Source organism: Altererythrobacter chaiwopuensis, assembly GCF_054957755.1.
The window spans coordinates 1-23,600 of record NZ_JBTXJG010000001.1; the positions used below are offsets into that span (position 1 = coordinate 1).

Annotated in this window: 26 protein-coding genes and 1 tRNA gene; 12 read left to right on the forward strand and 15 right to left on the reverse strand. The window is 61.7% G+C overall.

The window, feature by feature from the left end; genetic code table 11:
• Positions 1-150: 150 nt before the first annotated feature.
• Entirely contained in the window at positions 151-858 is a 708-nt protein-coding gene (locus tag ACX2DJ_RS00005; protein ID WP_462570271.1) for an IS6 family transposase, read from the reverse strand.
• A gap of 61 nt (positions 859-919) precedes the next feature.
• On the opposite strand from ACX2DJ_RS00005, the gene ACX2DJ_RS00010 reads away from it, so the two are divergent.
• From ACX2DJ_RS00010 to terL, 3 genes are read left to right on the forward strand one after another with little or no spacing between them, the layout of a single operon-like run.
• Entirely contained in the window at positions 920-1,378 is a 459-nt protein-coding gene (locus tag ACX2DJ_RS00010; RefSeq protein WP_462570272.1) for a DNA-methyltransferase, read from the forward strand.
• Positions 1,371-1,793, forward strand: a complete 423-nt coding sequence (locus tag ACX2DJ_RS00015; protein WP_462570273.1) for a DUF5681 domain-containing protein — start codon at positions 1,371-1,373, stop codon at positions 1,791-1,793. The genes ACX2DJ_RS00010 and ACX2DJ_RS00015 overlap by 8 nt, the downstream gene beginning before the upstream one ends.
• Entirely contained in the window at positions 1,783-3,201 is a 1,419-nt protein-coding gene (terL, locus tag ACX2DJ_RS00020) for a phage terminase large subunit (RefSeq protein WP_462570274.1), read from the forward strand. The genes ACX2DJ_RS00015 and terL overlap by 11 nt, the downstream gene beginning before the upstream one ends.
• 579 nt (positions 3,202-3,780) lie before the next feature.
• Here the strand turns inward: terL and ACX2DJ_RS00025 are convergent.
• Positions 3,781-3,871, reverse strand: a tRNA-Ser gene (locus tag ACX2DJ_RS00025).
• Between the two features lie 217 nt (positions 3,872-4,088).
• Here ACX2DJ_RS00025 and ACX2DJ_RS00030 point away from each other — a divergent pair.
• A complete protein-coding gene (locus ACX2DJ_RS00030; protein WP_462570276.1) occupies positions 4,089-5,078 on the forward strand; it encodes a peptidylprolyl isomerase in 990 nt (329 codons plus the stop codon).
• A gap of 101 nt (positions 5,079-5,179) precedes the next feature.
• Positions 5,180-5,533 (forward strand): DUF1905 domain-containing protein, encoded by a 354-nt coding sequence (locus ACX2DJ_RS00035; RefSeq protein WP_462570277.1) that lies wholly within the window; start codon positions 5,180-5,182, stop codon positions 5,531-5,533.
• On the opposite strand, the gene ACX2DJ_RS00040 is transcribed toward ACX2DJ_RS00035, so the two are convergent.
• Together ACX2DJ_RS00040 and ACX2DJ_RS00045 are read right to left on the reverse strand one after the other, a co-directional pair.
• Entirely contained in the window at positions 5,530-5,889 is a 360-nt protein-coding gene (locus ACX2DJ_RS00040; protein ID WP_462570278.1) for a VOC family protein, read from the reverse strand. The genes ACX2DJ_RS00035 and ACX2DJ_RS00040 overlap by 4 nt on opposite strands.
• A 14-nt stretch (positions 5,890-5,903) precedes the next feature.
• On the reverse strand, positions 5,904-7,994 hold the full coding sequence (locus ACX2DJ_RS00045; protein ID WP_462570279.1) for a RelA/SpoT family protein: 2,091 nt from the start codon (positions 7,992-7,994) through the stop codon (positions 5,904-5,906).
• 141 nt (positions 7,995-8,135) lie between these two features.
• Between ACX2DJ_RS00045 and ACX2DJ_RS00050 the strand changes: the two genes are divergently transcribed.
• Complete coding sequence (locus ACX2DJ_RS00050; RefSeq protein ID WP_462570280.1) at positions 8,136-9,029, forward strand: glycoside hydrolase family 16 protein; 894 nt, start codon at positions 8,136-8,138, stop codon at positions 9,027-9,029.
• A gap of 31 nt (positions 9,030-9,060) precedes the next feature.
• Here the strand turns inward: ACX2DJ_RS00050 and ACX2DJ_RS00055 are convergent, their stop codons facing one another.
• Both ACX2DJ_RS00055 and hemF read right to left on the reverse strand, forming a co-directional pair.
• Positions 9,061-10,959 (reverse strand): M1 family metallopeptidase, encoded by a 1,899-nt coding sequence (locus ACX2DJ_RS00055; protein ID WP_462570281.1) that lies wholly within the window; start codon positions 10,957-10,959, stop codon positions 9,061-9,063.
• 32 nt (positions 10,960-10,991) lie between these two features.
• The gene (gene hemF / locus ACX2DJ_RS00060) at positions 10,992-11,849 is read right to left on the reverse strand and encodes an oxygen-dependent coproporphyrinogen oxidase (RefSeq protein WP_462570282.1); all 858 of its coding nucleotides are present in this window, start codon (positions 11,847-11,849) and stop codon (positions 10,992-10,994) included.
• 44 nt (positions 11,850-11,893) lie between these two features.
• On the opposite strand from hemF, the gene pdeM reads away from it, so the two are divergent.
• The 5 genes from pdeM (at position 11,894) to ACX2DJ_RS00085 (ending at position 17,458) form a co-directional block, all read left to right on the forward strand.
• A complete protein-coding gene (gene pdeM / locus ACX2DJ_RS00065; RefSeq protein ID WP_462570283.1) occupies positions 11,894-12,601 on the forward strand; it encodes a ligase-associated DNA damage response endonuclease PdeM in 708 nt (235 codons plus the stop codon).
• Positions 12,602-12,964: 363 nt separating this feature from the next.
• Positions 12,965-13,483 carry a translation initiation factor IF-3 gene (gene infC, locus ACX2DJ_RS00070; protein ID WP_462570284.1) on the forward strand — a complete coding sequence of 173 codons (519 nt, stop codon included), beginning with the start codon at positions 12,965-12,967 and terminating at the stop codon, positions 13,481-13,483.
• 35 nt (positions 13,484-13,518) lie between these two features.
• Positions 13,519-14,928: an SLC13 family permease gene (locus tag ACX2DJ_RS00075; protein ID WP_462570285.1), complete on the forward strand. Its 1,410-nt coding sequence runs from the start codon at positions 13,519-13,521 to the stop codon at positions 14,926-14,928.
• Positions 14,929-15,272: 344 nt separating this feature from the next.
• Complete coding sequence (locus ACX2DJ_RS00080; protein WP_462570286.1) at positions 15,273-16,592, forward strand: cystathionine gamma-synthase family protein; 1,320 nt, start codon at positions 15,273-15,275, stop codon at positions 16,590-16,592.
• A 44-nt stretch (positions 16,593-16,636) separates the two neighbouring features.
• Positions 16,637-17,458, forward strand: a complete 822-nt coding sequence (locus tag ACX2DJ_RS00085) for an SDR family NAD(P)-dependent oxidoreductase (RefSeq protein ID WP_462570288.1) — start codon at positions 16,637-16,639, stop codon at positions 17,456-17,458.
• Positions 17,459-17,524: 66 nt separating this feature from the next.
• Here ACX2DJ_RS00085 and ACX2DJ_RS00090 read toward each other — a convergent pair whose 3' ends face one another.
• Positions 17,525-18,058: a J domain-containing protein gene (locus ACX2DJ_RS00090; protein ID WP_462570289.1), complete on the reverse strand. Its 534-nt coding sequence runs from the start codon at positions 18,056-18,058 to the stop codon at positions 17,525-17,527.
• 160 nt (positions 18,059-18,218) lie between these two features.
• Between ACX2DJ_RS00090 and ACX2DJ_RS00095 the strand changes: the two genes are divergently transcribed.
• Positions 18,219-18,389: a hypothetical protein gene (locus ACX2DJ_RS00095; protein WP_462570290.1), complete on the forward strand. Its 171-nt coding sequence runs from the start codon at positions 18,219-18,221 to the stop codon at positions 18,387-18,389.
• Here the strand turns inward: ACX2DJ_RS00095 and pal are convergent.
• The 8 genes from pal to ACX2DJ_RS00135 form a co-directional block, all read right to left on the reverse strand.
• The gene (pal, locus tag ACX2DJ_RS00100; RefSeq protein ID WP_462570291.1) at positions 18,386-18,904 is read right to left on the reverse strand and encodes a peptidoglycan-associated lipoprotein Pal; all 519 of its coding nucleotides are present in this window, start codon (positions 18,902-18,904) and stop codon (positions 18,386-18,388) included. The two genes, ACX2DJ_RS00095 and pal, sit on opposite strands and share 4 nt — an antisense overlap.
• Before the next feature lie 63 nt (positions 18,905-18,967).
• Positions 18,968-20,377: a Tol-Pal system beta propeller repeat protein TolB gene (gene tolB, locus ACX2DJ_RS00105; protein ID WP_462570292.1), complete on the reverse strand. Its 1,410-nt coding sequence runs from the start codon at positions 20,375-20,377 to the stop codon at positions 18,968-18,970.
• Entirely contained in the window at positions 20,374-21,141 is a 768-nt protein-coding gene (locus ACX2DJ_RS00110) for a cell envelope integrity protein TolA (RefSeq protein ID WP_462570293.1), read from the reverse strand. The genes tolB and ACX2DJ_RS00110 overlap by 4 nt, the downstream gene beginning before the upstream one ends.
• A gap of 14 nt (positions 21,142-21,155) precedes the next feature.
• Positions 21,156-21,602 (reverse strand): ExbD/TolR family protein, encoded by a 447-nt coding sequence (locus ACX2DJ_RS00115; RefSeq protein ID WP_462570294.1) that lies wholly within the window; start codon positions 21,600-21,602, stop codon positions 21,156-21,158.
• Positions 21,602-22,303 carry a protein TolQ gene (gene tolQ / locus ACX2DJ_RS00120; RefSeq protein WP_462570295.1) on the reverse strand — a complete coding sequence of 234 codons (702 nt, stop codon included), beginning with the start codon at positions 22,301-22,303 and terminating at the stop codon, positions 21,602-21,604. Before tolQ ends, ACX2DJ_RS00115 begins: the two co-directional genes overlap by 1 nt.
• Positions 22,300-22,752 (reverse strand): YbgC/FadM family acyl-CoA thioesterase, encoded by a 453-nt coding sequence (locus ACX2DJ_RS00125; RefSeq protein ID WP_462570296.1) that lies wholly within the window; start codon positions 22,750-22,752, stop codon positions 22,300-22,302. Before ACX2DJ_RS00125 ends, tolQ begins: the two co-directional genes overlap by 4 nt.
• Before the next feature lie 74 nt (positions 22,753-22,826).
• The gene (locus ACX2DJ_RS00130; protein WP_462570297.1) at positions 22,827-23,210 is read right to left on the reverse strand and encodes a histidine triad nucleotide-binding protein; all 384 of its coding nucleotides are present in this window, start codon (positions 23,208-23,210) and stop codon (positions 22,827-22,829) included.
• A 2-nt stretch (positions 23,211-23,212) separates the two neighbouring features.
• Positions 23,213-23,530, reverse strand: coding sequence for a phosphoribosyl-ATP diphosphatase (locus ACX2DJ_RS00135; protein WP_462570298.1), 318 nt, complete (start codon positions 23,528-23,530; stop codon positions 23,213-23,215).
• Between the last annotated feature and the right edge of the window lie 70 nt (positions 23,531-23,600).

A 23,600-nucleotide genomic window follows, 5' to 3' on the forward strand; every position in this document is an offset into this window, starting at 1 on the left:
AATCTCCATTGTGGATGGTCCTTTCCGTGGGGTGCTTCGACAACAGCCCACAATACGACTCACCTATGTCGGGTACAGGGGCCATCCACATCATCAGTCCGACGCTGACTGCTCTCCACTTGGCAGAGCTTGCCCTTCTCCAGCACCTACTCAGGCCATAAGAGTTTGCCACTCAGCCAATGCGGCAGAGCGGCGGGTCTTGTAGGTTTGTCTATCGATAAGATGACGTTCTGCGTTGAAGTGGTTGTACACATTCGCGTGGACCGACGCGAACTTCTGGAGCGTTTTCATTTGTCGAAACCTCAGCATCACCCGCTCTCGTCGGCGCAGGGGCAGGTGTGAATTTTCAGCCCGATTATTCAGCCAGCGTCCCATTTCGCGTCGTTCAAGATTGCCAAGCTCTCGCATCGCCGCTGGGTAGGATCTCAAGCCATCGGTGACGATCGCTTCCGGCTTTCCGTACCGCTTCAGCGTCTTCTTGAAGAAGCGAAGTGCGGCCTTTTTATCCCGCTTTTTCGTGACATAGCTCTCCAGGATCTCACCTTCATGATCAACGGCTCGCCACAAGTAGTGGGTCTCGCCATTGATCTTCACGAAGACCTCGTCGACATGCCAGCGCCACTGGGTGAAGCCCTTCAATCGGTTGATCCGCTGCCGTTTGATGTCCGCTGCGAACATCGGACCGAACCTATTCCACCACAGCCGCACGGTTTCATGGCAAATGTCGATCCCGTGCTCGAAGAGCAGGTCTTCCACATTCCGCAGCGACAGCGGATACCTCACATAGAGCATCACAACCATGCGGATCACTTCGGGAGACGAATGGAAGTAGGCGAACGGACTCTTGGGCTTGCTCATCCGCTAGGATTAGCAAGCCGGCCGTTAGGTCGCCATCCCTTTGACAGCACCATCAGGAGGCATGGGTGGGCTCTACCGCAATGCACATGAACTGATTGCGGTGTTCTGTAATGGCCAGACGCCTGCCACCAACAACATCCAGCTAGGCAAACACGGGCGCGATCGCTGCAACATCTGGCACTATCCCGGCGCCAACAGACCAGGCTCCTCGTCAGCCAAGGCGCTGGCTGATCATCCCACGCCGAAGCCCGTACCGCTGGTCGAGGATGCCTTGCTCGACGTTACCAATCGCGGCGAAATCGTGCTCGATCCCTTCCTTGGGTCAGGAACGACCCTGATTGCTGCCGAGAACACCGGCCGCATCTGCTGCGGGATTGAGCTCGACCCCAAATATGTCGACCGGGCCATCCGCCGCTGGGAGCGCGAGACGGGTATACCAGCCATTCACATCGAGACCGGGCTGACCTTCGACGAGCTGGCAAGGGTTCGTCTCTTGGAAGGGGAGACAAGCCATGGCTAAGGATCCCAACAAGAAGCCCTCCAAATGGGCCAAGGGCAAGACCGACCCTGACACCTGGTGGAAGAAGGGGGAGCCATCCCCCAATCCCAAGGGACGCCCCAAGGGCTCGAAGAACCAGAAGACACTCTGGAAGGAAGCGGTCCAGAAAAAGATCACCGTCAATTTCGACGGCGAGACCCAGAAGATGACCAAGCAGGAGCTGACCTATCACCAGCTCGCACAGAAAGCCGCATCAGGCGACCTCAAGGCCATCGCCATGCTCTTGGGGCTTGATGAGAAGTTCGATCCCGGTGAGACCATCCCGCCAACCAAGCAGGAGTCCGCAGCCGACTTCGATACGCTCGAGGAATGGCTCAAGCTGAAAGAGACATTCAAGGTTTTCAAACAATCTGACGAGGAGGAGAATGATGGCTGATCCCTTCGAGCTACGCCACATCGTCGATGACATTTGCCGCAGGGACTTCTTTGCCTTTGCCATCCGTGCTTTCCCGATCCTTGAGCCGGGCAAGCTTATCATGGCGCCCCATATAGCGATCATCTGCTTCCTCTTGATGAAGGTTTTCAAGGGCGACGTCAGGCAAGCGCTCGTCTGCATCCCGCCGCGCTATCTCAAGACCTACCTGATCTCGATTGCCTATCCGGCCTGGCTGCTTGGCCAAGACCCCAAGATGCGGATCATCTGTGCTTCCTACGGTACCGACCTTGCTGAAAAGTTCAGTGGCTACTGCCTCAAACTGATGAAGTCACCATGGTACAGGCGCGTATTTCCAAACACCCATCTTGATCCCAAACAACAGAACAAGACCGAGATCGGCACGACCATCGGCGGCTACCGCTTTGCTACCTCAACGGGCGCGACGCTCACTGGGCTCGGTGCGGACGTGATCATCATCGATGACCCGCTCAAGGCGAATGAAGGACACTCGCCCACCGCTCGTGCCAAGAGCGTCGAGTGGTTCCGGTCAACCATCCACACACGGTTCAATCACCCCAAGAAGGGCCGGTTGGTCGTCGTTGCGCAAAGGCTGCACCAGGATGATCTTCCCGGCCACATCATTGAGACGGGCGGCTGGGAGGAGCTGATCCTCCCGGCGATCCAACCAACGACCAAGGAATTCGATATCGTCGAGGGCGGCCTCAAGGCGCAGTTCAAGGCCGGTCGCATTCTTCAGCCGGAACGCCATAATCTGAGCGATCTTGAGGAGCAGAAGAAGAAGATGGGCGAGTTCGATTTCGAAGCCCAGTTCAACCAGAGCCCGCTTCCGCCTGGCGGTGCGATTATCAAGGAACAATGGGTCAGGCGCTACGAGACGCCTCCCAAGCCATCCCGGATCAAGGCAATCGTCCAGAGCTGGGATACGGCGTACGAAGGCGATGAAGACAATGCCTGGACTGCCTGCTCAACCTGGGCGATGTGTACCGACGGGTTCTACCTGCTCGATGTCTGGCGCAAGCGCCCCAGCTTTCCTGACCTCGTCAAGGCGGTCTACAAACTCAAGGCAACACGCAAGGCGAAGCTGGTCATCGTCGAAAAGAAGGCCAGCGGCATCAGCCTGATCGAGACAATCCGCGAGCTCGATGGGCAACAATGGCTGGTCAGTCTCACGCCCTCTAAAGGCAAGGTCGAACGCACCGAACAGCAGGCCGTGAAGTTCGAGCAAGGCAAGGTCTGGCTACCTGAGGAGGCTCCCTGGCTACCAGCCTATGAAGCCGAACTGTTCAGCTTTCCATACTGCGAGTTCAAGGACCAGGTTGACTCAACCGTCCAGTTCCTTGCCGCGACCGATTATCACAAGTTCAAGATGCTGCTGAAGCACCTCTGACCATCGTCTGAACGACGATTACTCGCTAGCCCGGTCCGCACATGCAGGCTGGGCTTTTGCGTGTTCTGGCGCAAGCTGGCGCAAACCAACCTCCCGCCAACTAGTTGATCTCTCATGCGAACAGGATCCGCCGGCGCTCGTCTTCCGTATTGTTTTTGTGATTTTCCGTGTTTTTTGGCCCATAACACGGAAAACAGGCAATCCGGTACCACGCCAAAGGGCCACAGAGAAAACCGGCCGTTCGGGCCCGAATTTTCTCCTGATGTCGCTCTCCGTGGTACCGGATGACAGCCAGAAAGGCGCAGAACTGCGGGGTTCTACGCGCCAAACTCTCACATGTCAGAATTGGCCGAGACTAGGTGGCGGAGCGTCTAGTCTTTCGAACTCGAGATACGGGATTGGCGTAAGCGCCCATTATCTCGCCTCAAATTTCCCGATCCCGTACCAGGAGAATTCTAGGATCCCCATTCTGGCGAAAATCGCGAAAACGGTACCCGGAGAAAACACGGAACACCGAAACCGTAGTTCGAGTTCGCAACTTAGTCCGGACCGACTTTTCAATGAAAACAGGAGACTAGGTGGCGGAGCGGGTGGGATTCGAACCCACGATAGGGGGTTGCCCTATACACACTTTCCAGGCGTGCGCCTTCGACCACTCGGCCACCGCTCCGCATGCCTGATCGTACAAGCCCCGATCAGACAAGGCAGCGCCCCTAGCGGCTCGGGAAGTACTGCGCAAGGCGGGTTGATGTGGTATATGCCGACTCGCTGCGGTGCTGCGCGGATCGGCATTCCCTGCGAACACCGCTCGCGTAGCCCCTTTCCGCCCCCGAAAACGCGTGGAAAGGGGCTTTCGCTTGTCCGCGCCCGGTGGCAGGTTGCGCGCCATGAAAACCATTCTCACCGGCCTTGCCGCACTCGCCCTTGCTATTCCTGCCCATGCGCAGGAGCAGGCCGCCACCGCCCCCTCGCCGAACGAGATCGTTGCGCAGGCCGCAGCCGATGAATGGATCCGCATCCCGGCGGAAGACCTGCTGGTGATGACGCTTGCCCCAGATAGCGAAGGCAATGCACGGCAGGTGGTGATCCAGCTGATGCCCGCGCCGTTCAGCCAAGGCTGGGTGGACAACATCCGGCTGCTCGCGCGTAGTGGGTGGTATGACAATATCAGCGTCAACCGGGTGCAGGACAATTACGTCGTCCAATGGGGCGATCCGAACTACGACAATCCCGAAGCGACGGGTAAGCCGAAGCCCTTGCCTGAGGGGCTGAAGGTGATGGGGGAGTCGGATTATTCCAACGACTTAGACCTGACACCACCAAGTCGCGGTGAGATCTCACTTTGGCATCCCCGACCAACTGTCGATGATCTTTACTCAGACGGAGCGAAATTTTTTGATGGCTGGCCAACAGCATTTGAGTTGAACAAAGATGGTGCTGGGAATGAATGGCCCGTCCACTGTTACGGCATGGTCGGCGTGGGGCGAAACTATTCGCCGGACACCGGCAGCGGCGCGGAGCTTTACACCGTAATCGGCCATGCGCCGCGCCATCTTGACCGCAACATCGCGCTGGTCGGGCGGGTGATCGAGGGGATGGAGCACCTCTCCTCCCTGCCGCGCGGCAAAGGCGATCTGGGCTTCTACGCAGATTTCGAGGCGGACAAGCGCACGCCGATCCTGACCGTGCGGATTGCCGCCGACCTTCCTGCTGGCGAGCGGCCCGCTTTTGAATATCTCTCCACCGAAGGCGCTACTTTCGCCAAATATGCCGAGGCGCGCGCCAATCGCCGCGATGCCTTCTTCATTGCGCCGGCGGGCGGAGCGGATATCTGCAATATACCGGTGCCGGTGCGGCGGGTGGCGACCGGTGACTGACCCGCTCCCCTCCCTTGAGGGAGGGGTTGGGGGTGGGTGTCCGTCACCTGCGATAGGCCGAACCCCCACCCCTTGCCCCTCCCCAAGGGGAGGGGAATAGAATGACGGATATTCTCAGCCATGCCGCCCCGCTCACCCGCTGGCAGGGCGACCGCGGCACCTATCACCTACTTGTCATCACCGGCGAGGCGGCAGAGGCGATCGCGATGCACGCGCGGCTGCACCGGCTGGAATACGGGCGCCAGCGCGGCTTCGGATCGGTCAAGGTGATCGCGCAGATCGGCGAGACGCAATGGAAAACGTCAGTGTTTCCGCAGAACAAGTCCGCGCCCTCAAGTAGCGAAGCGGTAGGGCAACAAGAACGCGAGTGGGTGCTGCTGGTCAGCAAGAAAGTGATGCGCGCGGAAGACTTGGCGGCGGGCGATCCGGTGCCGGTGGAGCTGGAGCTGCTCTAATTCTTCTGCATCAGCTCGATCCGGTTGCCGAATGGGTCCTGCGTGAAGAAGCGCTCATAGCCTGCGACCGGCTTGTCATCACGGGTCTCTACGCCCGCTTCCTCGAGCCGTTGACGCAGCCCTGCCAGATCATCCACCAGCAGCGCGGGATGCGCCTTCCTTGCCGGGCGAAATTCCGGATCGACCCCGATATGCAAGTTCACTCCGCCGCTTTCGAACCAGCAGCCTTTGGGCGAAAGATTGGCGGGCTTGGGCACTTCGCGCATGCCGAGCAGTCCGGTGAAGAAGGCCCGCGCCTTATCCTCACCCCCGGCGGGGATGGCGAGTTGGACGTGGTCGACCCCGATTACAGCCATCAAATCCGCTCCGGTTATATTCTTTCGGCCTGTGCCACCGCGTCGCTGGCGCGCAATGCGCTGAGCACGCGGGTGAGATGCGCCAGGTCCTGCACCTCATTGTCGATGTCGTAAGTCGTGAACGGGTGATCGGTCTCGACCTGGTCGAGCCGTTTCACATTCACGTGGTTCTGCGCGAAAATTCCCGCCATTTCGGCCAGCGTGCCGGGCCGGTCATACAGCGTGACGCGCAGCCGCCCGACCGCCCCCTGCGAACGCTTGCCCCAGCTCAGATCGAGCCAGTCGGCATCGATGCCATTGGCAAGTTCGAAACAGCCGATCGCGTGGACTTCCACCGCTTCGCCCTTCTTTCGCAGGCCCACGATCCGATCACCCGGCACCGGGTGGCAACATTCTGCCAGATGGAAGCCGACGCCGGGAGTGAGCCCGCGGATCGAAATCGCATGTTCGCGCCGCGTCCAGTCAGCGTCATCCTCGAATTCGGCGGTGCAGCCCGGCACCAGCGCCTCCATCACCTCGCGATCGGTCAGCTTGGCCGCGCCAATCGCGAACATCAGGTCTTCCTCATCGATCAGGCCCAGCCGCTCGACTGCGTCGTGCCGCGCCTTCTTGCCGATCCGCGCTGGTACGCGGGTGGCGATTTCCTCGAACAGCTTGGAACCGATTTCCGCGATCTCGGCGCGTTCCTTGAGCCGCACCGCGCGGCGGATCGCGGCACGCGCCTTGCCGGTAACGACATATCCCAACCAGGAAAGCTGCGGTTCCGCATTCTTGCGCTTGATGATCTCTACCACGTCGCCATTGGCCAGCTGGGTGCGCAGCGGCATATGGCGCCCGTTGATCTTCGCGCCAACTGCCTGCGCGCCAAGATCGGTGTGCACGGCAAAGGCGAAATCGACCGGGGTTGCGCCCTTGGGCAGCTGGAACAGCGCCCCTTTGGGGGTGAAGGCGAAGATCCGGTCCTGGTAGATCGCCATCCTGGTGTGTTCGAGCAGTTCGTCGGCATCGTGGCTGGCATCGACGATCTCGATCAGATCGCGCAGCCAGCCGACCGCGCCATCGGGCCTGTCACCCTGCTTGTAGGCCCAGTGCGCTGCCAGCCCGAACTCATTGGTCATGTGCATGGCGCGGGTGCGGATCTGCACCTCCACCCGCATCGAATTCTCATACATCAGTGAGGTGTGGAGCGATTTGTAGCCGTTCGATTTGGGGGTGGAGATATAGTCCTTGAACTTGCCCGGCAGGAACTGCCAGGTGGTGTGGAGCACGCCCATCGCGGAATAGCAGTCAGCCTCGCTTTCGCAGATCACGCGGAAGGCCATGATGTCGGTCACCTGCTCGAAACTGACGTGCCGCTCCGCCATCTTCTTCCAGATCGAATAGGGGTGCTTCTCACGCCCGGAAACCTCGACATGCAGGCCCGCTTCGGCCAGCGCCTGCTTGATCTTGAGCGCGATTGCATCGACCTGCCCGCCATCCTGGCTGCGCAATTCCACCAGCCGGTTGGTGATGGTGGCATAGGCTTCGGGTTCAAGCTGCTCGAACGCAAGCAACTGCATCTCGCGCATATATTCATACATGCCCACCCGCTCTGCCAATGGGGCATAGATATCCATCGTTTCGCGCGCGATGCGCTGGCGCTTGTCAGGCGATTTGATGAAATGCAGCGTGCGCATATTGTGCAACCGGTCAGCCAGCTTGACCAGCAGCACGCGAATATCCTCGGACATGGCGAGCAGGAACTTGCGCAGGTTTTCCGCCGCGCGTTCGTTTTCCGCCATCTGCTCGATCTTGGAAAGCTTGGTCACCCCGTCGACCAGCCGCGCCACATCGGTGCCGAAATTGGCCTCGATATCCTCGATCGTCGCCAGCGTATCCTCGACCGTGTCGTGCAGCAGCGCGGTGATGATGGTCTGCACGTCAAGCTTGAGATCGGTCATCAGCCCGGCAACTTCGACCGGATGGCTGAAATAGGGATCGCCGCTGGCGCGCTTTTGCGTGCCGTGTTTCTGCACAGTATAGACATAGGCGCGGTTGAGCGCCGCCTCATCGGCGTCAGGGTCATAGCTCAGGACCCGTTCGACTAGTTCATACTGGCGCAGCATTGCCTTATAAATGTGCGGTGCAGCGCATATTATTGCAATGCAAAAACTTGCACATGGCGAATGGTTTGGCCGATATGGACAAATCGGCATCACATGTTAATTGTGAACGTTCTCACAAATAATGCGCAAAGAGAGGGCGCCATGCGGATCGACCAGACAATCTTACTCGCTGCCACGGCCGCCGCGCTGGCATTCAGCCCGTCGGTCGCGCTCGCGCAGGAAACGCCCGCGCAGCCCCGCCAGCTGATCTTTGCCGACGAATTTGATGACGCCGCGCTCGACCGGGGAAAGTGGAACGTGGTCGGCCCTCAATTCTGGGTCAATAACGAGCAGCAGGCCTATGTCGATGACCCCTCGGTGCTCAGCCTGGTCAACGGCATCTCGGGGGCGGACGGCGGTGTGCTGATGTTGCGCCCGCTTTACCGGCCCGGAGTGGACCCGCATCCCGATCGCAAGGCGGACTTCATCTCCGGCCGGGTGAACAGCCAGGGCAAGTTCGACTTTACCCATGGCCGCGCAGAAGCCCGCATCCGCATGCCCGATGCGGAAGGCGTGTGGCCCGCCTGGTGGCTGCTGGGCAATGGCAAGTGGCCTGACACGGGCGAAATCGACATCATGGAATATGTTGGCGAAAAGGACTGGATCGGCGTGGCCCTGCATGGCCCCGGCTATTCAGGCGAAACCCCGCTGGTGAACAAGTTCTTCTTCCCACACGGCGAGGACGTGACCGACTGGCATGTTTATGCGGTTGAATGGACCAGCGAGCAGATCACCTTCGAGGTCGACGGGCACGTGCTCTATCGCGCAACCCGCCCGATGGTGGAGCACTATGGCAAATGGCGGTTCGATACGCCCAAGCACCTGATCCTCAATTTTGCCGTCGGCGGCGCCTACCCATTCAAGACCAATGGCATCGACAAGCCATACAACGGCGTGCCCGAAGCCACGGTCGAAAAGATCAGGACCGGCGAGATAGCCATGCTGGTCGATTGGGTGCGGGTCTATGCACCGGCCGCTCCCACCGGGGCCGAATGACGAAGCTTTAGCGCGGGGCGCTCCAGGCCCATCAGGATGGCGGCGGGGCCTCCTGCATCACACGATCGACCGCGCGCTGCGTGACCGTGTGATAACCTGCCCGCGTTGCGGCATAGATGCGGCGGGCGATCGGCCTGCCCCAGTCGCCTTCACCGATCAGCGTCGCAAAAAGCGGGCGGACAAACTTGGTCCGGCCCACTTCGGCAAGAAACCGTTCGGCCAGCGGCACGGCAGGCTCATAACGGTTGGCGAGTGCCAGATCGAGCCACAGGAAAAGCTCCTCGTTATTTCCGCTGGCCGACAGGCCCAGCGCCGCGTCGAGCCGTGCCAGATCCTCAGCTGCAAGGGTCTGCGGCAGGTTCTGGAGGAAGCGCTGGCGCTCGGCCGAAACCCATCCGGCCCACCCGGCGGGTATCGTGCCATGCTGGGCGTAAGCCAGCGTTGCCGCATCGATCGCGGCAAAGGCGGCGGGATCCGGCTTGGCGACGTTTTCGGGCAGACCAGGGGCATAAATCCATTCGCGCAAGCGCAGCCGCTCGGCCTCTGCCTCGCTTCCGGCAAGGTTCAGCTTCAGGTCCTCGTAGATCATCGCCGAGGTTGCGGGCTGGAAGGCATGCTTGTCGAACCACTGGCGCAGCCAGGCATCGAACCGTTCGCGTCCGACCTGTTGCTCCAGCGTGCGCAGGAATGCCGCGCCCTTGTTGTAGATAATCGCGCTGCCAGCACTTTCGGTTCCATCGGGCTGGTGCAGCGCGGTGCCGGGGGCATCAGCGCCAACTTCGGCCAGGGTCTCCATAATCGCCATGTAATCGAGCGCGACTTCCTGCCGCGCCCGTTTTGCGCCGTAGATTTCCTCGACGATGCGGTTCTCGAAATAGGAGGTCACGCCTTCGTTGAGCCAGCTATCGCCCCACACCGCATTGGTAACGAGATTGCCCGACCAGCTGTGCGCCAGTTCATGCGCGACGAGGCCGGTCAGGCTGCGATCCCCCGCGATGAAGGTGGGCGTGAGGAAGGTCATCACCGGGTTTTCCATCCCGCCATAAGGGAAGGCCGGCGGCAGCACGATCATGTCATAGCGGCCCCAGCGATAGGGGCCGTAGAGCGCCTCGGCGGCTTCCACCATCGCCTCGGTCTCGATCACCTCGGCATGGGCCGCATCGAGCATGGCGGGTTCCGCCCACACGCCGGTGCGCGGGCCGATGGCGCGGAAATCGATGTCACCCGCTGCGATCGCGATCAGATAGGGCGCAACCGGCTTGTCCATCGCGAAGCGGAAGGCACGCCTGCCATCGCCCAGATCTTCCGGCTCGCCCTGCATGATGCCCGACATGACCACATCGAGCGGCTTGGGAGCGACGATCCGCGCCTCCCACGTCTGGCGGATGCCGGGGCTGTCCTGCGTCGGAATCCAGCTGCGATTGAGGATCGCCTGCCCCTGGCTGAACAGGAACTTGTGCTGCTTGCCCGCCGTCTGTTCGGGGCTGAGCCATTGCAGCGCGGAGGCTTGCGGATTGGCGGCATAGTGGATGATGACGCGCGGCGTATAGCCGATGTCCACGATCAGCGGCGCGCCTTTCTCTCCCTGCGCCTCGCCCAGCCGCCAAGCCAGCTTGCGCCCTGAGGCGTCGGTAATCCGATCGATCAGCAGCCCGTCGCTGTCGAGCACGAGTTCCCCGGCCTTGCCAGGGACAGAAAGGTCGAGCGTCGCCGTTCCGCGCACCGATTGCTGCGCGAAGTCGAGTTCCAGATCGAGCGCGACATGCGCTACCCGCGCTTCCTGCGGCTGCGCATAGCTCGACGTATCCACCGCATCGGGCGTGGTCAGCACCGGCGCAAACATGCGCGGCGGCGGGATCGTATCCGGCGGCACGCAGCCTGCCAGCAGCAACAGCGCCGGCAGCGCGGCCAGCTTCAAGATCGATCTCATATCATTTCCTTGGGCATGTTAGGGTGGCGGCTTCAGCTCCACACCGCTTCGGGCGGCAGGCTCATCAGGATGGCGTCAATATTGCCGCCGGTCTTGAGCCCGAACAGCGTGCCCCGGTCATAGACCAGGTTAAACTCGGCATAGCGCCCGCGCCATTCGAGCTGCTGGCGCTTTTCGGCTTCGCTGAATTCGCTCCCCATCCGGCGGCGCACCAGCTGCGGGAAGATATCGAGGAAGGCCTTGCCCACATCCTGGGTAAAGGCGAAATTGCGCTCGAACGCTGCGTCATCGGTGCATTCGAGGTGGTCGTAGAAAATCCCGCCCACGCCGCGATGCACTCCCCGGTGCGGAATGAAGAAATAATCGTCAGCCCATTTCCTGAAGCGTTCGTAATAGGTGGGATTGTGCGCCATGCAGGCGGCGCGGAATCGGGCGTGGAAATCCGCCGTATCCTCGTCATAGGGGATCGGCGGATTGAGGTCCGCCCCGCCCCCGAACCAGGCCGCCTGGGTGGTGAGGAAGCGCGTGTTCATGTGGACGGCGGGCACGTGCGGATTGGCCATATGCGCCACCAGGCTGATGCCGGTTGCGGTGAAGCCGGGGCTTTCAGGCGAAGCGCCATTGATCGAAGCGGCAAATTCTGGTGCGAAATTGCCGCGCACGGTCGAAACATTCACGCCGACCTTCTCGAACACCTTGCCCTTCATCAAACCCTGCACCCCGCCGCCGGGATCGGGATTGCCCTCTTCCTCGCGCTGCCACGGGGTATAGGTAAAGCTCGCATCCGAACCGGCCTCACGCTCGATTTCCTCGAAGGCGGCGCAAATCTGGTCACGCAGGCTTTCGAACCATTGCTGTGCGCGGGTGGTCTGGGCTGTCCAATCACTCATGCCTCCCCCTTGCCAAAGCCTGTGAGTCGCGGCAAGGGAGAGCAATGGTTCCCGTTTCGTTCGCACCGCTGGAATTGGCCGGGCAGGAAATGCTGCTGACCGAGGGGCGCGCGCTTTACTGGGTGCGCGAGCGGGCGCTGCTGGTGGCCGATCTGCATCTGGAAAAGGCGAGCTGGTATGCCGAGCGCGGATCGATGCTGCCGCCCTATGACAGCCGCGAAACGCTGGAGCGGGTGGCCGATGCCGTAAAGCAAACCGGCGCGCGGCGGGTGATCACGCTGGGCGACAATTTCCACGATGATGCCGGTGCGCAGCGGCTCGATCCTTACGCCTGCGGCATGCTTGAGGCGCTGACCCGCGCGCTAGACTGGGTGTGGATCACCGGCAATCATGATGAAAAGATGCAGCGCGACTTTGGCGGCGCGCTGGCCGAAGAGCTGGAAATCGGCGGGATCGTGCTGCGCCATATCGCACAGGCGGGCGAAACACGGCCCGAACTGTCGGGCCATTTCCACCCCAAGCTGCGACTGAAACTGCGCGAGCGGCATATCAGCCGGCCATGCGGGGTGCTGAGCCGGGGGGCGATGGGCGCTGACCGGATGATCCTGCCCGCCTTTGGTGCGCTCACTGGCGGCATGGATGCAGGCGCAGCGGAAATCCGCGCCGCGCTGAGCCCCGCAAGCCGGATCGACGCCGTGCTTTCCGCAAAAGGAAAGCTGGTGCAATTGCCGCTTTGGCGCGAGGCTGCCTAACCCCTAGGCCGTAAACTCACACACAGGACATTTGAGGTTTGAGGCAAAATGGTTTGCTGCAAGGAGGGGTGGAGCGGGAATATGTCAATATTTCAATTCAACCCGACGCAGCAGCGAGCCATTTTGACCAAATCCCTACGGGACGCCCAAATGGCTTTCATCTCAAGCCGAATGACGCTGAAAAAGACAATCAGCCTTCCAGGCGCGCCATTCGGCCCGATTTGTTTGCCATTTGGGTGCCTCATGCGTCCTGTGTGTGAGTTTACGGCCTAGCGTTCGCCAGCGTTTGTCCCTACATAGCCACCCACACAGAATCACGGCTACTACAGGAGAACCCACATAGCCCGTCCACCCCGGCGTTCGATGGCCCCGCCAGTAAAAAGCGGCCCTCGCTACGATGAATTCATCCAGTCCGACAAAGTGCGTGTAATCGATCACGAGGGAGAAAACCTCGGAGTCATGTACACGAAGGAAGCTATGGAGCAGGCCAACGAACTGGGCCTGAACCTGGTTGAAGTTTCCCCCAATGCGGACCCGCCGGTGGCCAAGTTCCTCGATGTCGGCAAATACCGCTACGAGGCGCAGAAGAAAGCCAACGCAGCGCGCAAGACCCAGAAGACGCAAGAGATCAAGGAGATCAAGATGCGTCCCAATATCGACACGCATGATTATGACGTGAAGATGCGCAATGTGACCAAGTTCCTCGAAAACGGCGACAAGGTGAAATTGACCTTGCGCTTCCGCGGGCGCGAAATGGCGCACCAGGAACTGGGCATGAACCTGCTCAAGCGCGTGCAGGACGATGTGGCAGAAATCGCCAAGGTCGAGGCATTCCCGCGGCTTGAAGGGCGCCAGATGCTGATGGTGCTGGCACCTAAGTAAAGCGCCGCCACTGGCGCAAGGGGGGCCGGCAGGACATGACAGCCCGCAAGATTGGCCTTGTTCTCGGCCCCTTGGCCTTTGCCCTCACCGCACTCATCACTCCACCCTCCGGCATGAGCGGCGAAGCCTGGCTGGTTGCCGGGCTGGTGGTGTGGATGGCCGCCTGGTGGATGACCGAGGCCGTCCCGCTCACCGTCACCGCGCTGCTACCCTTCGTGGTGCTGCCGTTCAGCGGAGTTGGCAGTGCCACCAAGGTCGCCTCGAGCTATTATTCGCCGATCCTGTTCCTGATCCTGGGCGGCGCATTTCTGGCGCTGGCGATCGAGCGGACGGGGCTGCACAAGCGGCTGAGCCTGGCCATCCTGCGCATGGTTGGCGCAGGCGGCGGGCAGGCGCGCCTGCTGCTGGCCTTCATGATCAGCGCCGCACTGCTTTCGATGCTGATTTCCAATACCTCGACCACATTGATCATGATGCCGATGGCCATGGCTGTGCTGGCCGGCGGCGGGCTGTCCGACGATGAACAGGAGGGCCTGGCCGGCGCGCTGCCGATGGGCATCGCCTTTGCCGCCAGCATCGGCGGGCTAGGCACGGTGGTCGGCTCCCCCACCAATGCCATCGCAGTGGGCCTGCTCGACACCATCACAGGGGTGCAGATCAGCTTTGCGCAATGGTCGCTTTACGGCGTGCCTGTGGTGATCCTGGGCATACCGATTGCCGCCTGGGTCGTGGCCCGGGTGCAGCAGGTCGCCAGCCATCCGTTCGACGTGGCCAAGGCGCGCGCGGCGATTGACACCCATGCGGCATGGTCCGCACCGGAAAAGCGGCTGGTACCGCTGGTGGCGCTGATATTCCTGGCCTGGATGACCCGCCCGCTGGTCAGCCCCTATCTTCCCGAAGATTCGTGGACCGACGGGACCATTGCAATCGTGGCCGGCCTGGCGCTGTTCCTGCTGCCTGACGGCACCGGACGTCCGCTGCTGGTGTGGAAGGAGGCCGACCGCGCGCCCTGGGGCGTAATCATGATGTTTGGCGGCGGGCTGGCGCTGGCGGCGGGTATGCAATCGTCGGGGCTCGCCGAATGGCTGGGCCAGGCGTTGCTGCCGCTTGAGGCCGTGCCGCTGCTGCTGGTGGCGCTGGCTGTCGTGGCGATGGTTATTCTGGTGACCGAGTTTGCCAGCAACGTTGCCACCGCCAGCGGGATCATTCCGGTGATTGCCAGCCTGATCGTGGCGCTGGGGGTCGATCCGGTGCTGCTGGCCATGCCCGCTGCGCTGGCCGCCAGTTGGGGATTCATCCTGCCCGCAGGCACCGGCCCCAATGCCATCGCCTGGTCGACCGGGCGCCTCAGGATCGAGCGGTTGGTGAAGGCCGGTGCATTGCTCGATCTGATTGGCATTTTCCTGATCGTGGGAATGGTGTGGGCAATTGCGGCGATTGCCTGACGCTGTCCTACATGGCCGATGCCGCGCTACAAGCGGGGCATGGTTTCACCCCGCGCCCTGATCGTCAAACCCGCTCACCGGCCGGTTTGCAAGCGGTTCGATTTCAATTCCTTTACTGTGTTCCATGTGTTCCAAGCGTGCCCCACATGCGACGAGCCGAGTGCTATCGCACAGCCAAAAAAGGCCTGGTTGCAACTGCAACTAGTCCGCGATAATCGAAGAATCATTCCGGGCCGAAGGCGGAGAAGCGTTCCTGCGGAGGTTAGGGACGGGCGCCCCGGCGGCTCAGTTTGCATATGCTCCTGCCTTCCTGGGGGCGCTCGAAGAGGAAGGATATTATCCCCATGACTGACGCCGTCGATGCTGTCGACCAGCCTACTCCGCGCCGCAAGCCCAAAGAGCCGATTGCCAAGATCGGCGGGCGACCGATGAAGCCCAGCACGCTGATGATGGGCTATGGCTATGATCCGGCGCTGTCCGAAGGTTCGCTCAAGCCGCCGATCTTCCTTACCAGCACCTTTGCCTTCGAAAGCGCTGCCGCGGGCAAGCGCCATTTCGAAGGGATCACGGGCAAGCGCCCGGGCGGCGCCGAAGGCCTGGTCTATTCGCGCTTCAACGGCCCCAACCAGGAAATCCTGGAAGACCGGCTGGCGATCTGGGACGGTGCGGAAGACGCGCTGACCTTTTCCAGCGGGATGACCGCGATCTGCATCCTGATGCTGGCCTATTGTTCACAGGGCGATGTGATCGTGCATTCCGGCCCGCTCTACGCCGCCAGCGAAGGCTTCGTCGCCAAGGTGCTGAGCAAGTTCGGCGTGACCTATGTCGACTTCCCTGCGGGCGCGACCCGCGAGGAGATCGATGCGGTGCTGGTGAAGGCGCGGGCGCAGGCCGATGCCAATGGCGGCAAGGTGGCGATGGTCTATCTCGAAAGCCCGGGCAATCCCACCAATGCGCTGGTCGATGTAGAGGCAGTCAAGGCCGCGCGGGACGAATTGCTCGATCCCGAAATCACCCCGATCGCGATCGATAACACCTTCCTTGGGCCGCTATGGCAGCGCCCGCTGGATAATGGTGCGGACATCGTGTGCTATTCGCTGACCAAATATGTTGGCGGCCATTCCGATCTTGTCGCGGGCAGCGTAGCTGGCGCGAAGAAATGGATGGACCCTGTGCGGGCGCTCAGGAACACGATGGGGGGCATCGCCGATCCCAATACTGCCTGGATGCTGCTGCGCAGCCTTGAGACGGTAGAACTGCGGATGCAGCGCGCGGGCGAGAACGCGGCCAAGGTGTGCGAATTCCTGCGCGCCCATCCCAAGGTGGAGGGGCTCGGCTATCTTGGCTTCATCAAGGATGCGCGCCAGCAGGACATCTACAACCGCCATTGCAGCGGCGCGGGTTCGACCTTCTCGGTGTTCATCAAGGGCGGCGAGGCAGAATGCTTTGCTTTCCTGGATGCGTTGAAAGTGGCCAAGCTGGCGGTGAGCCTGGGCGGCACTGAGACGCTCGCCAGCCATCCCGCCTCGATGACGCATCTTTCGGTGCCCGATGAGCGCAAGGCAGCGCTGGGCATTACCGACAATCTCGTGCGCATCAGCATCGGAATCGAAGATGCTGACGATCTGATCGCCGACTTCGATCAGGCACTGGCGAAGGTGTAAACCGGCGCATAGTCTGACGGCCTTGAACCTGGGGAGTTTGCGACATGGCAAGTGACAAGCCGGTGTTTCTCGTCATCGGCGCAGGCGCGGGGATTGGCGGACACGCCGCCGCGCGCTTTGCCGCCGGGGGATATCACGCGGTGCTGGCGCGCCGCAGCGACGAGGAAGGGCTGGCGCGGCTGGTGAGCCAGATCGAGCAGGCCGGCGGATCGGCCAGCGGAACGCTGCTCAACGCGGCAGAGGACGGCACGATCGAGGAACTGGTCGAGCGGGTCGAACGCGACATCGGCCCGATCGACTGCGCGCTCTACAACCTTGGCGCCCAGATCGGCACCCGCAGCCTAGAAGATACACCGCACCGTGTCTTTGAGCTGGGCTGGCGGCTGGCAACGTTTGGCCTGTTCCGCCTAGCCCATGCTATGTTCCCGGCGATGGCCGCGCGCGGCAAGGGCACGCTGCTGGTGACTTCAGCCACCGCCGCCATGCGCGGCAATGCCGGGCAACACAGCCACGCTGCCGCGATGGGCGGGCGGCGGATGCTGTGCCAGACGCTCAATGCCGAATTCGCGCCCAAGGGCATCCATGTTGCGCATGTAGTGGTGGATGGCGCGGTCGATGCGCCCGACACTTTGGGCAAGATGTTGGGCGACAGATTCGACGCCTTCAAATCAGCCAAGGGAGAGGGCGGGGTGGTAGCCCCTGCTGCGCTTGCGGAAACCTATTGGCACCTGGCGCACCAGCCGAAAAACTGCTGGACGCATGAGCTTGATGTCAGGCCATGGAAAGACGTTGCCTGGTGGAACGACAATCCTGACACGGCGATCAATGCAACCGCCAGGGGATTGGCAGGGCCCAAAACCGAATGAAAACTGTGCGCTTTCCTACTCGCTGCGTCACTCGCTAAGGACAGAAAGGTTCTTTCTTTCGGTTGATCACCCCTTCCATTCGCGGCGTTCCTCCGCCGCCTTGAGCACTTCATAAGCGAGCTGAAATTTCTGGAACTCGGCGGCGGCGCCCTTGTCGCCGGGTTTCACGTCGGGATGGACGGTCTTGGCCTTCTCGCGCCAGGCTTTCTTGATCGTCACGAAATCGGCATCGATCTCAAGCTCGAGCACATCAAGCGCACGTATTTCATCGGCGCTGCGCGAACCGTCACCCGCCCCGCCCCAGCTATAATGCGCAGCCTCGGCATAGCCCGCATTGTCGCGCCGTTCGGCCTTGGCGCGAGCTTCCGTCTCGGCCTTGTCGAGCCCCTCGAAATAATCCCACTTCGAATTGTATTCGGCAGCGTGCGCCTGGCAGAAATACCATCGCTCGGGGCTATTGGGTGATTTGGGTGCGGGGCAATTGCCGGGCTCATCGCAACCATGCCGGTCGCAAATGCGCACATTGGTTGCCTCACGCGAGCTGCCATACCCGCGCCAGCGCGGGAAACCCCAGTCGTTGGATCGGCGGGCTTTAGGCATTTGTGCCCGTTTCGGTTGCAGTTGGTCTGGCCATAATCGCGGCTAGTCTAGGGCTGGTTGCAATCCAAGGGAAGATGCGGGAACCAGTTTCAGCGTGAAATGTTGCATTGCAATAGGTCCGTAACCATTTGACCCTAGGGACACCGTCCAAGACAAACCGATGAGCAAACAACTCGCCATTTCCAGCAGCTTTGCAACCTTCGCCATGGCGGCGATGGCGCTGTTCCTGACCCCTGACCAGCGCGGGCTGGATGGCGGCAGTGGCATGTTGGCGGTGCAGGCCGAAGCATCAGCCCCTGACCTGCCCCGCCCGTCGTTTTTCCTCGATTAGTTGATCACCACACTCACGGCGCGGCGGTTCTTCGCCCAGGATTGTTCGTCCGAACCCAGTGCCACCGGACGTTCCTTGCCGTAACTGACTGTCGCGACGCGGCCGGCGTCAACGCCCAGCCCGACGAGATAGTTTTTCGCGGCATTGGCCCGGCGTTCGCCCAGCGCAAGGTTGTATTCGCGCGTGCCGCGTTCGTCGGCATGGCCTTCCACGGTGACCAGGACCTGCGGATAGCGCGCGAGATATTGCGCCTGTGTCTGCAGCGCTGCAGCATCCTGGCTATCGATATTGAAACGGTCAGTGTCGAAATAGATCACGTTCTGCCCGTTCACCGCACTCACGAAATGCTCCTGGCTGCCAACCTGTGGGCCGGTGGGCGTTGGCGCGGGGGTTGTCGTGGACGGAGCAGTGGTGCTCGGCGGCGGCGGCGGCAGTTGCTCGGGTGCCTTCTTTGAGCAGGCACCCAATGCGGTTGCCGAAGCAAGCAGCAAAACAGTTGCAAATCGCGTGTTCATGATTCGGTATCCTCTCGAAAATGGGCCATTACAGGCAGGGGGTTGTATCACAAACGAAGATAATCAGGGGAGTATCGGTCCCCAGGCCGGATCCGACGCGTCTACCGGCGTCGGCAGCCTTCTTTCATTCCGGCCCGTCAGATCGACTTGCCACAGCGACGAACGGCCCGAATTTCGTTCGGTCCGGAAGAACTGGATGATGCGGCCGTTGGGCGCCCATGTGGGTGCCTCATCCTGCCATCCGCCCGTCAGAACGCGCAGGTTGCGCCCATTGGGGCTCATCACTGCAATGTTGAAATCGCCCGCAATGCGGGTGAAGGCGATCTGGTCGCCTCGCGGGCTCCATTCCGGCGTCGCACAACGCCCGCCGCCAAAGCTGATCCGGCGCTGGTTCGTGCCGTCAGCGTTCATGATATAACACTGCTGGCTGCCCGAACGATCGCTTTCGAACACGATCTGCTTGCCGTCAGGCGAATAGGACCCGCCAATGTCGATCCCGGGCGCATCGGTCAGCCGCACACTGCGCCCGCCGCTTGCAGGAACACGGTAGATATCGGTGTTTCCGGCAACCGCCATCGAATAGAGGATGGTCTGCCCGTCGGGGCTCCAGCGCGGGGCAAAGGTAGGGTTGGTGCTTTGCGTTACCAGCGTCTGGCGCCCCGTGCCGATGTCATAGACATAGAGGCGCGGATTGCCATCGACATAGGAGAGGTAGAGCAGCTTCGAATAGTCGGGGGAGTAACGCGGGGTGAGAGCGGTGGCGCTGCCCAGCGTCAGGAAGCGGTGATTCGCGCCATCCGAATCCATGATTGCCAGCCGCTTGACCCGTTTGTCCTTGGGGCCAGTTTCCGCGATGTAAGCGATGCGGCTGTCGAAGAACGGGCTTTCACCGGTCAGCCTGGCATAGATGATGTCCGAACATTTATGTGCTGCGCGCCGCCAGTCAGCTGGTGGAACCACCCAGCCTTCGCGCACCAGCTCATCCTGCAGCGCCACATCGTAGAGATAGCAGCCGATCACCAGTTTGCCGTCGCCGCGTGCACGGACATAGCCGTGCACCAGCATTTCCGCCCCACGCCCGCGCCAGTTGCCCCAGGCGGGCGCAGTGATCTCGGCAAAGCCGGGTTGCGGCAGCCCGTTGGGGCCGATCGGCTGGAACAGCCCGTTGTTCTGCAGATTGGCGGTGATGACACGTGCGATCTCGCGCCCCAGCGCGCCGGTGCCATCGGCATTGGCAGGCGTGGCCACATCGCGGTCAGCGGCAAAGCCGGGGATGGCAATGCTGAGATCGGCCCAGTCGCTTTCATCGGTGACAGTGAAAGTCAGCCCGGCGTCGGCATCTTCTCCCGATGCTTCAACGCCGGTGGTTTCTACCTGCCCACCTTCGGGCACTGGTTGCCCCAGATCCTGGCTCTGCGCCGCGAGCGGACCGGTGAACAACAGGGCGACAAAGGCGAGTGCAAGAGTTTTCATTGAGAGAGATTCCTATCGAAACGTGCGCCCCGGATCGACTTCCAGGCGTTGTAATACTCGGCAGGCAGGTCAAACGGCGCGGCGAGTTGAACCGCGCGGATCGCACGTTCGGCATGCAGTGCCTTTTGCGGGCGATTGGCGGCGGTCTCGCCCGTCTGGCGCAGCACTCGCGGCCGGCCCTTCAGGCTGCCATCCTCATTAAGCTCAAAGGCTAGCTCGGTCACCAGCAATTCAGCATCCACGCCCGAGGGCGCGTTCCAGTGCGGCTTGATCTGGCGCGAGATTGCCTGGACCAGGCTGGCGCGTGCGCTGCGGCCGATCTCTTCGGCAGGGATGCGGGTGTCATCAGAGGCCCGGTTGGAGCCCACGCCTTCAAGGAAGTTCTCGCCCACTTGCGTTCCGGTCGCCTGGCGCGGCGGGGTTTGGGCAGCCTGGCGCACGGGTTGGGAAACCGCAGCGCGCGAATTGTTCGTGGGCGGTGGCGGCCTGTCTGGCCGCTTCGCTGCATCGGGCGCTGCCTCGACCGGGGCCTGGGCTTCGTCAGCCACTGTAGGCGCCAGCGCCGCTCGGCTATCGGCCGCGATCTGCGGCGCGGTGGAGCGCAGCGCAACGTCGGTAGTGAGGCTGACCGTCATGCGTTCGGGCACTTCGAGCCCTTCGCCTGGCCCTGGCTGGAACAGCAGCACTCCGGCCAGCGCCAGGTGCAAGCCCAGCGCAATTGCCAGGCCTACCTTCTCATCCTGCCTCAGAGCGGTTGTTTCCATCGCAGTCACACCGACTATGGCGGTGAAACTGAACTGTTGGTGACCAGCGAGATCGAATTGAAGCCTGCACGGTTGAGCTCGCCCATCACCGCCATCACCCGGCCATATTGCAGGCTGCGATCTCCGCGCAGCACGATCACCGGGCCTTTGCCGTCGGCGCCGCGATCAATCGCCGCCAGTGCACCCGGCAAGCTGCCTGCCTCGACCCGTTCGTCCCCCACATAGATCGTGCCAGTGGGATCGATGCTGATCGTCACCTGGTCGGGAGTCTGGTCGATCGGGTTGGCGCGGCTGTCAGGCAGCTCGACCGGCACGCCTGAGGCGAGCAGCGGTGCGGTGACCATGAAGATGATGAGCAGCACCAACATCACATCGACGAAGGGGGTGACGTTGATTTCGGCCATCGGCGCGCGGCGCGAACGGCGCGCGCGCGAACCGGAAGAGGCCAGACCCATAGCCATCAGGCCTTATCCAGTTCGCGGCTCAGCGCGGAGTGGAACTTGTCCGCAAAGCGTTGCAGGCGCGACTCATAACGGTTCACGCGGTGGCTGAAGCGGTTGTACGCAATTACCGCAGGAATGGCGGCGAACAGGCCGATTGCGGTGGCAAACAGCGCCTCGGCAATGCCGGGGGCGACCACGGCAAGCGAAGAGCTTTCCTGCATCCCGATCTGGAAAAAGCTGTTCATGATGCCCCACACCGTACCGAACAGGCCCACGAAGGGCGCGACAGAGCCGACCGTGGCGAGGAAGTTGAGCCGTTCGGATAGATCGTCAGCCTCCTTCGCCACCTGGCTTTCCATCGCGCTGGCCAGCCGCTGGCGCGTGCCGTCGCGATCAACCGGTGGATGCTGTGTCGAACGTTTCCATTCGCTCAGCCCCGCTGCCGCGACCCGGGCAGAGGGCAGATCCTTGCGCGCACGCCCGGTGGTGAGGCTGTCAAATTCCTCGGCGTCCCAGAAATCGCCTTCGAATTCGCGGCTTCCGCGTTCGAGCTTGCCCATCCGCAGACTGAAGGAAACGATGATCGTCCACACCCATACGCTGGCGAGGAGCAAGCCGACCATCACCGCCTGCACTACGATATCTGCATCCAGGAACAGCTCGAGCGGATCAATTCGCGTGGGCGTGGCGGCAAGTAGGGAAAGCAGGCTGGCAGTCATGCGAGAGTATCTTCCATGAAATGCTTGAAGGCTGTGCGCCATTCATCGGGCTGGCGGCGCGGGCGGCCATCGGGCGAGATAAAGCCGACGCGCAATGTCGCTTCGCACAGCAGCTCATCGCCGCGAAAGGCGCGCTGCTGCATGCGGCAGCTTGCCGCGCGCAGTTCGGTACAGGTGGTCTCGATCAGCACATCATCATCGAGCTTTGCCGGGCGCAGGTATTTGAGGCTGATCTCCGACACGGCATAGGCGCCCTCTCCCGCCTCGATCGCGGCGCGCTGGTCAATGTGGAGCATGCGCAGCAGGTCGCTGCGCGCACGTTCGAACCAGCGCAGGTAATTGGCGTGATAGGTGATGCCCGAAAGATCGGTGTCCTCATAATAAACCCGTACGGCATAAAGGTGCCGCGCGCCGTCCAAACAGCCGCCGGGAGGATTGGGCCTGATCATCTGAAAAGCGCTCTAGCTGAGGCACGACTCACCCCGCAAGGCAAACCGACGAAACGAGTCTGAATTGCGGTGAATTACGACCTTCTCGCCAGCATCGGCCCCAGCGGGTGCCCGCCGAAGATATGCACGTGCAGATGCGCCACTTCCTGATGTCCATGCCCGCCGATATTGGCGAGCAGGCGGTATCCGGGCTCGACCAGCCCCTTCATCCGCGCCACTTCGCCCACCGCGCGCACGAAACCGGCGATTTCCTCATCCGGTGCCTTGGCGGAAAAATCGTCCCAGCTGACATAGCGCCCCTTGGGGATCACCAGCGTATGGATCTCGGCCTGCGGGTTGATGTCTTCAAAGGCATAGGCCCACTCGTCTTCATAGACCTTGTTCGAAGGGATTTCGCCGCGCAGGATCCTGGCGAAGATATTATTGTCATCATAGGGCTGGGTCGCGTCGATCGGCATGACTATTCGCTCCTGTTCGCTTTCTCCTCAAGGCCCGAAGTGCCCTCGCGCCGGTCAAGCTCGGCCAGCACATCGGCCAGCGCAATGTCCTTTGCGCCGAGCAGCACCAGCAGGTGGAACAGCACATCGGCCGCTTCGCCCACCAGATCTTCCCGAGTTCCGGCAAGGCTCGCAATCACCGCCTCGGTCGCCTCCTCGCCCAGCTTCTGCGCGATCTTGGGCAAACCGGCAGCGTTGAGCCGCGCGACATAGCTTGAATCGGGCGAGGCGGCGCGCCGGGCGGCGATAGTCTGTTCAAGTCGGGTGAGGATGTCTGACACGGTTCAACTCTCGTCATTGCGAGGAGCGAAGCGACGCGACAATCGAAAGCCGCATCGCGTGACGCTCTGG

Coding starts and splice junctions, on each gene's coding strand:
- ACX2DJ_RS00005 (WP_462570271.1), bottom strand. CDS start 858: ATGAGCAAGCCCAAGAGTCCGTTCGCCTACTTCCATTCGTCTCCCGAA.
- ACX2DJ_RS00010 (WP_462570272.1), top strand. CDS start 920: ATGGGTGGGCTCTACCGCAATGCACATGAACTGATTGCGGTGTTCTGT.
- ACX2DJ_RS00015 (WP_462570273.1), top strand. CDS start 1,371: ATGGCTAAGGATCCCAACAAGAAGCCCTCCAAATGGGCCAAGGGCAAG.
- terL (WP_462570274.1), top strand. CDS start 1,783: ATGATGGCTGATCCCTTCGAGCTACGCCACATCGTCGATGACATTTGC.
- ACX2DJ_RS00030 (WP_462570276.1), top strand. CDS start 4,089: ATGAAAACCATTCTCACCGGCCTTGCCGCACTCGCCCTTGCTATTCCT.
- ACX2DJ_RS00035 (WP_462570277.1), top strand. CDS start 5,180: ATGACGGATATTCTCAGCCATGCCGCCCCGCTCACCCGCTGGCAGGGC.
- ACX2DJ_RS00040 (WP_462570278.1), bottom strand. CDS start 5,889: ATGGCTGTAATCGGGGTCGACCACGTCCAACTCGCCATCCCCGCCGGG.
- ACX2DJ_RS00045 (WP_462570279.1), bottom strand. CDS start 7,994: ATGCTGCGCCAGTATGAACTAGTCGAACGGGTCCTGAGCTATGACCCT.
- ACX2DJ_RS00050 (WP_462570280.1), top strand. CDS start 8,136: ATGCGGATCGACCAGACAATCTTACTCGCTGCCACGGCCGCCGCGCTG.
- ACX2DJ_RS00055 (WP_462570281.1), bottom strand. CDS start 10,959: ATGAGATCGATCTTGAAGCTGGCCGCGCTGCCGGCGCTGTTGCTGCTG.
- hemF (WP_462570282.1), bottom strand. CDS start 11,849: ATGAGTGATTGGACAGCCCAGACCACCCGCGCACAGCAATGGTTCGAA.
- pdeM (WP_462570283.1), top strand. CDS start 11,894: ATGGTTCCCGTTTCGTTCGCACCGCTGGAATTGGCCGGGCAGGAAATG.
- infC (WP_462570284.1), top strand. CDS start 12,965: ATGGCCCCGCCAGTAAAAAGCGGCCCTCGCTACGATGAATTCATCCAG.
- ACX2DJ_RS00075 (WP_462570285.1), top strand. CDS start 13,519: ATGACAGCCCGCAAGATTGGCCTTGTTCTCGGCCCCTTGGCCTTTGCC.
- ACX2DJ_RS00080 (WP_462570286.1), top strand. CDS start 15,273: ATGACTGACGCCGTCGATGCTGTCGACCAGCCTACTCCGCGCCGCAAG.
- ACX2DJ_RS00085 (WP_462570288.1), top strand. CDS start 16,637: ATGGCAAGTGACAAGCCGGTGTTTCTCGTCATCGGCGCAGGCGCGGGG.
- ACX2DJ_RS00090 (WP_462570289.1), bottom strand. CDS start 18,058: ATGCCTAAAGCCCGCCGATCCAACGACTGGGGTTTCCCGCGCTGGCGC.
- ACX2DJ_RS00095 (WP_462570290.1), top strand. CDS start 18,219: ATGAGCAAACAACTCGCCATTTCCAGCAGCTTTGCAACCTTCGCCATG.
- pal (WP_462570291.1), bottom strand. CDS start 18,904: ATGAACACGCGATTTGCAACTGTTTTGCTGCTTGCTTCGGCAACCGCA.
- tolB (WP_462570292.1), bottom strand. CDS start 20,377: ATGAAAACTCTTGCACTCGCCTTTGTCGCCCTGTTGTTCACCGGTCCG.
- ACX2DJ_RS00110 (WP_462570293.1), bottom strand. CDS start 21,141: ATGGAAACAACCGCTCTGAGGCAGGATGAGAAGGTAGGCCTGGCAATT.
- ACX2DJ_RS00115 (WP_462570294.1), bottom strand. CDS start 21,602: ATGGCTATGGGTCTGGCCTCTTCCGGTTCGCGCGCGCGCCGTTCGCGC.
- tolQ (WP_462570295.1), bottom strand. CDS start 22,303: ATGACTGCCAGCCTGCTTTCCCTACTTGCCGCCACGCCCACGCGAATT.
- ACX2DJ_RS00125 (WP_462570296.1), bottom strand. CDS start 22,752: ATGATCAGGCCCAATCCTCCCGGCGGCTGTTTGGACGGCGCGCGGCAC.
- ACX2DJ_RS00130 (WP_462570297.1), bottom strand. CDS start 23,210: ATGCCGATCGACGCGACCCAGCCCTATGATGACAATAATATCTTCGCC.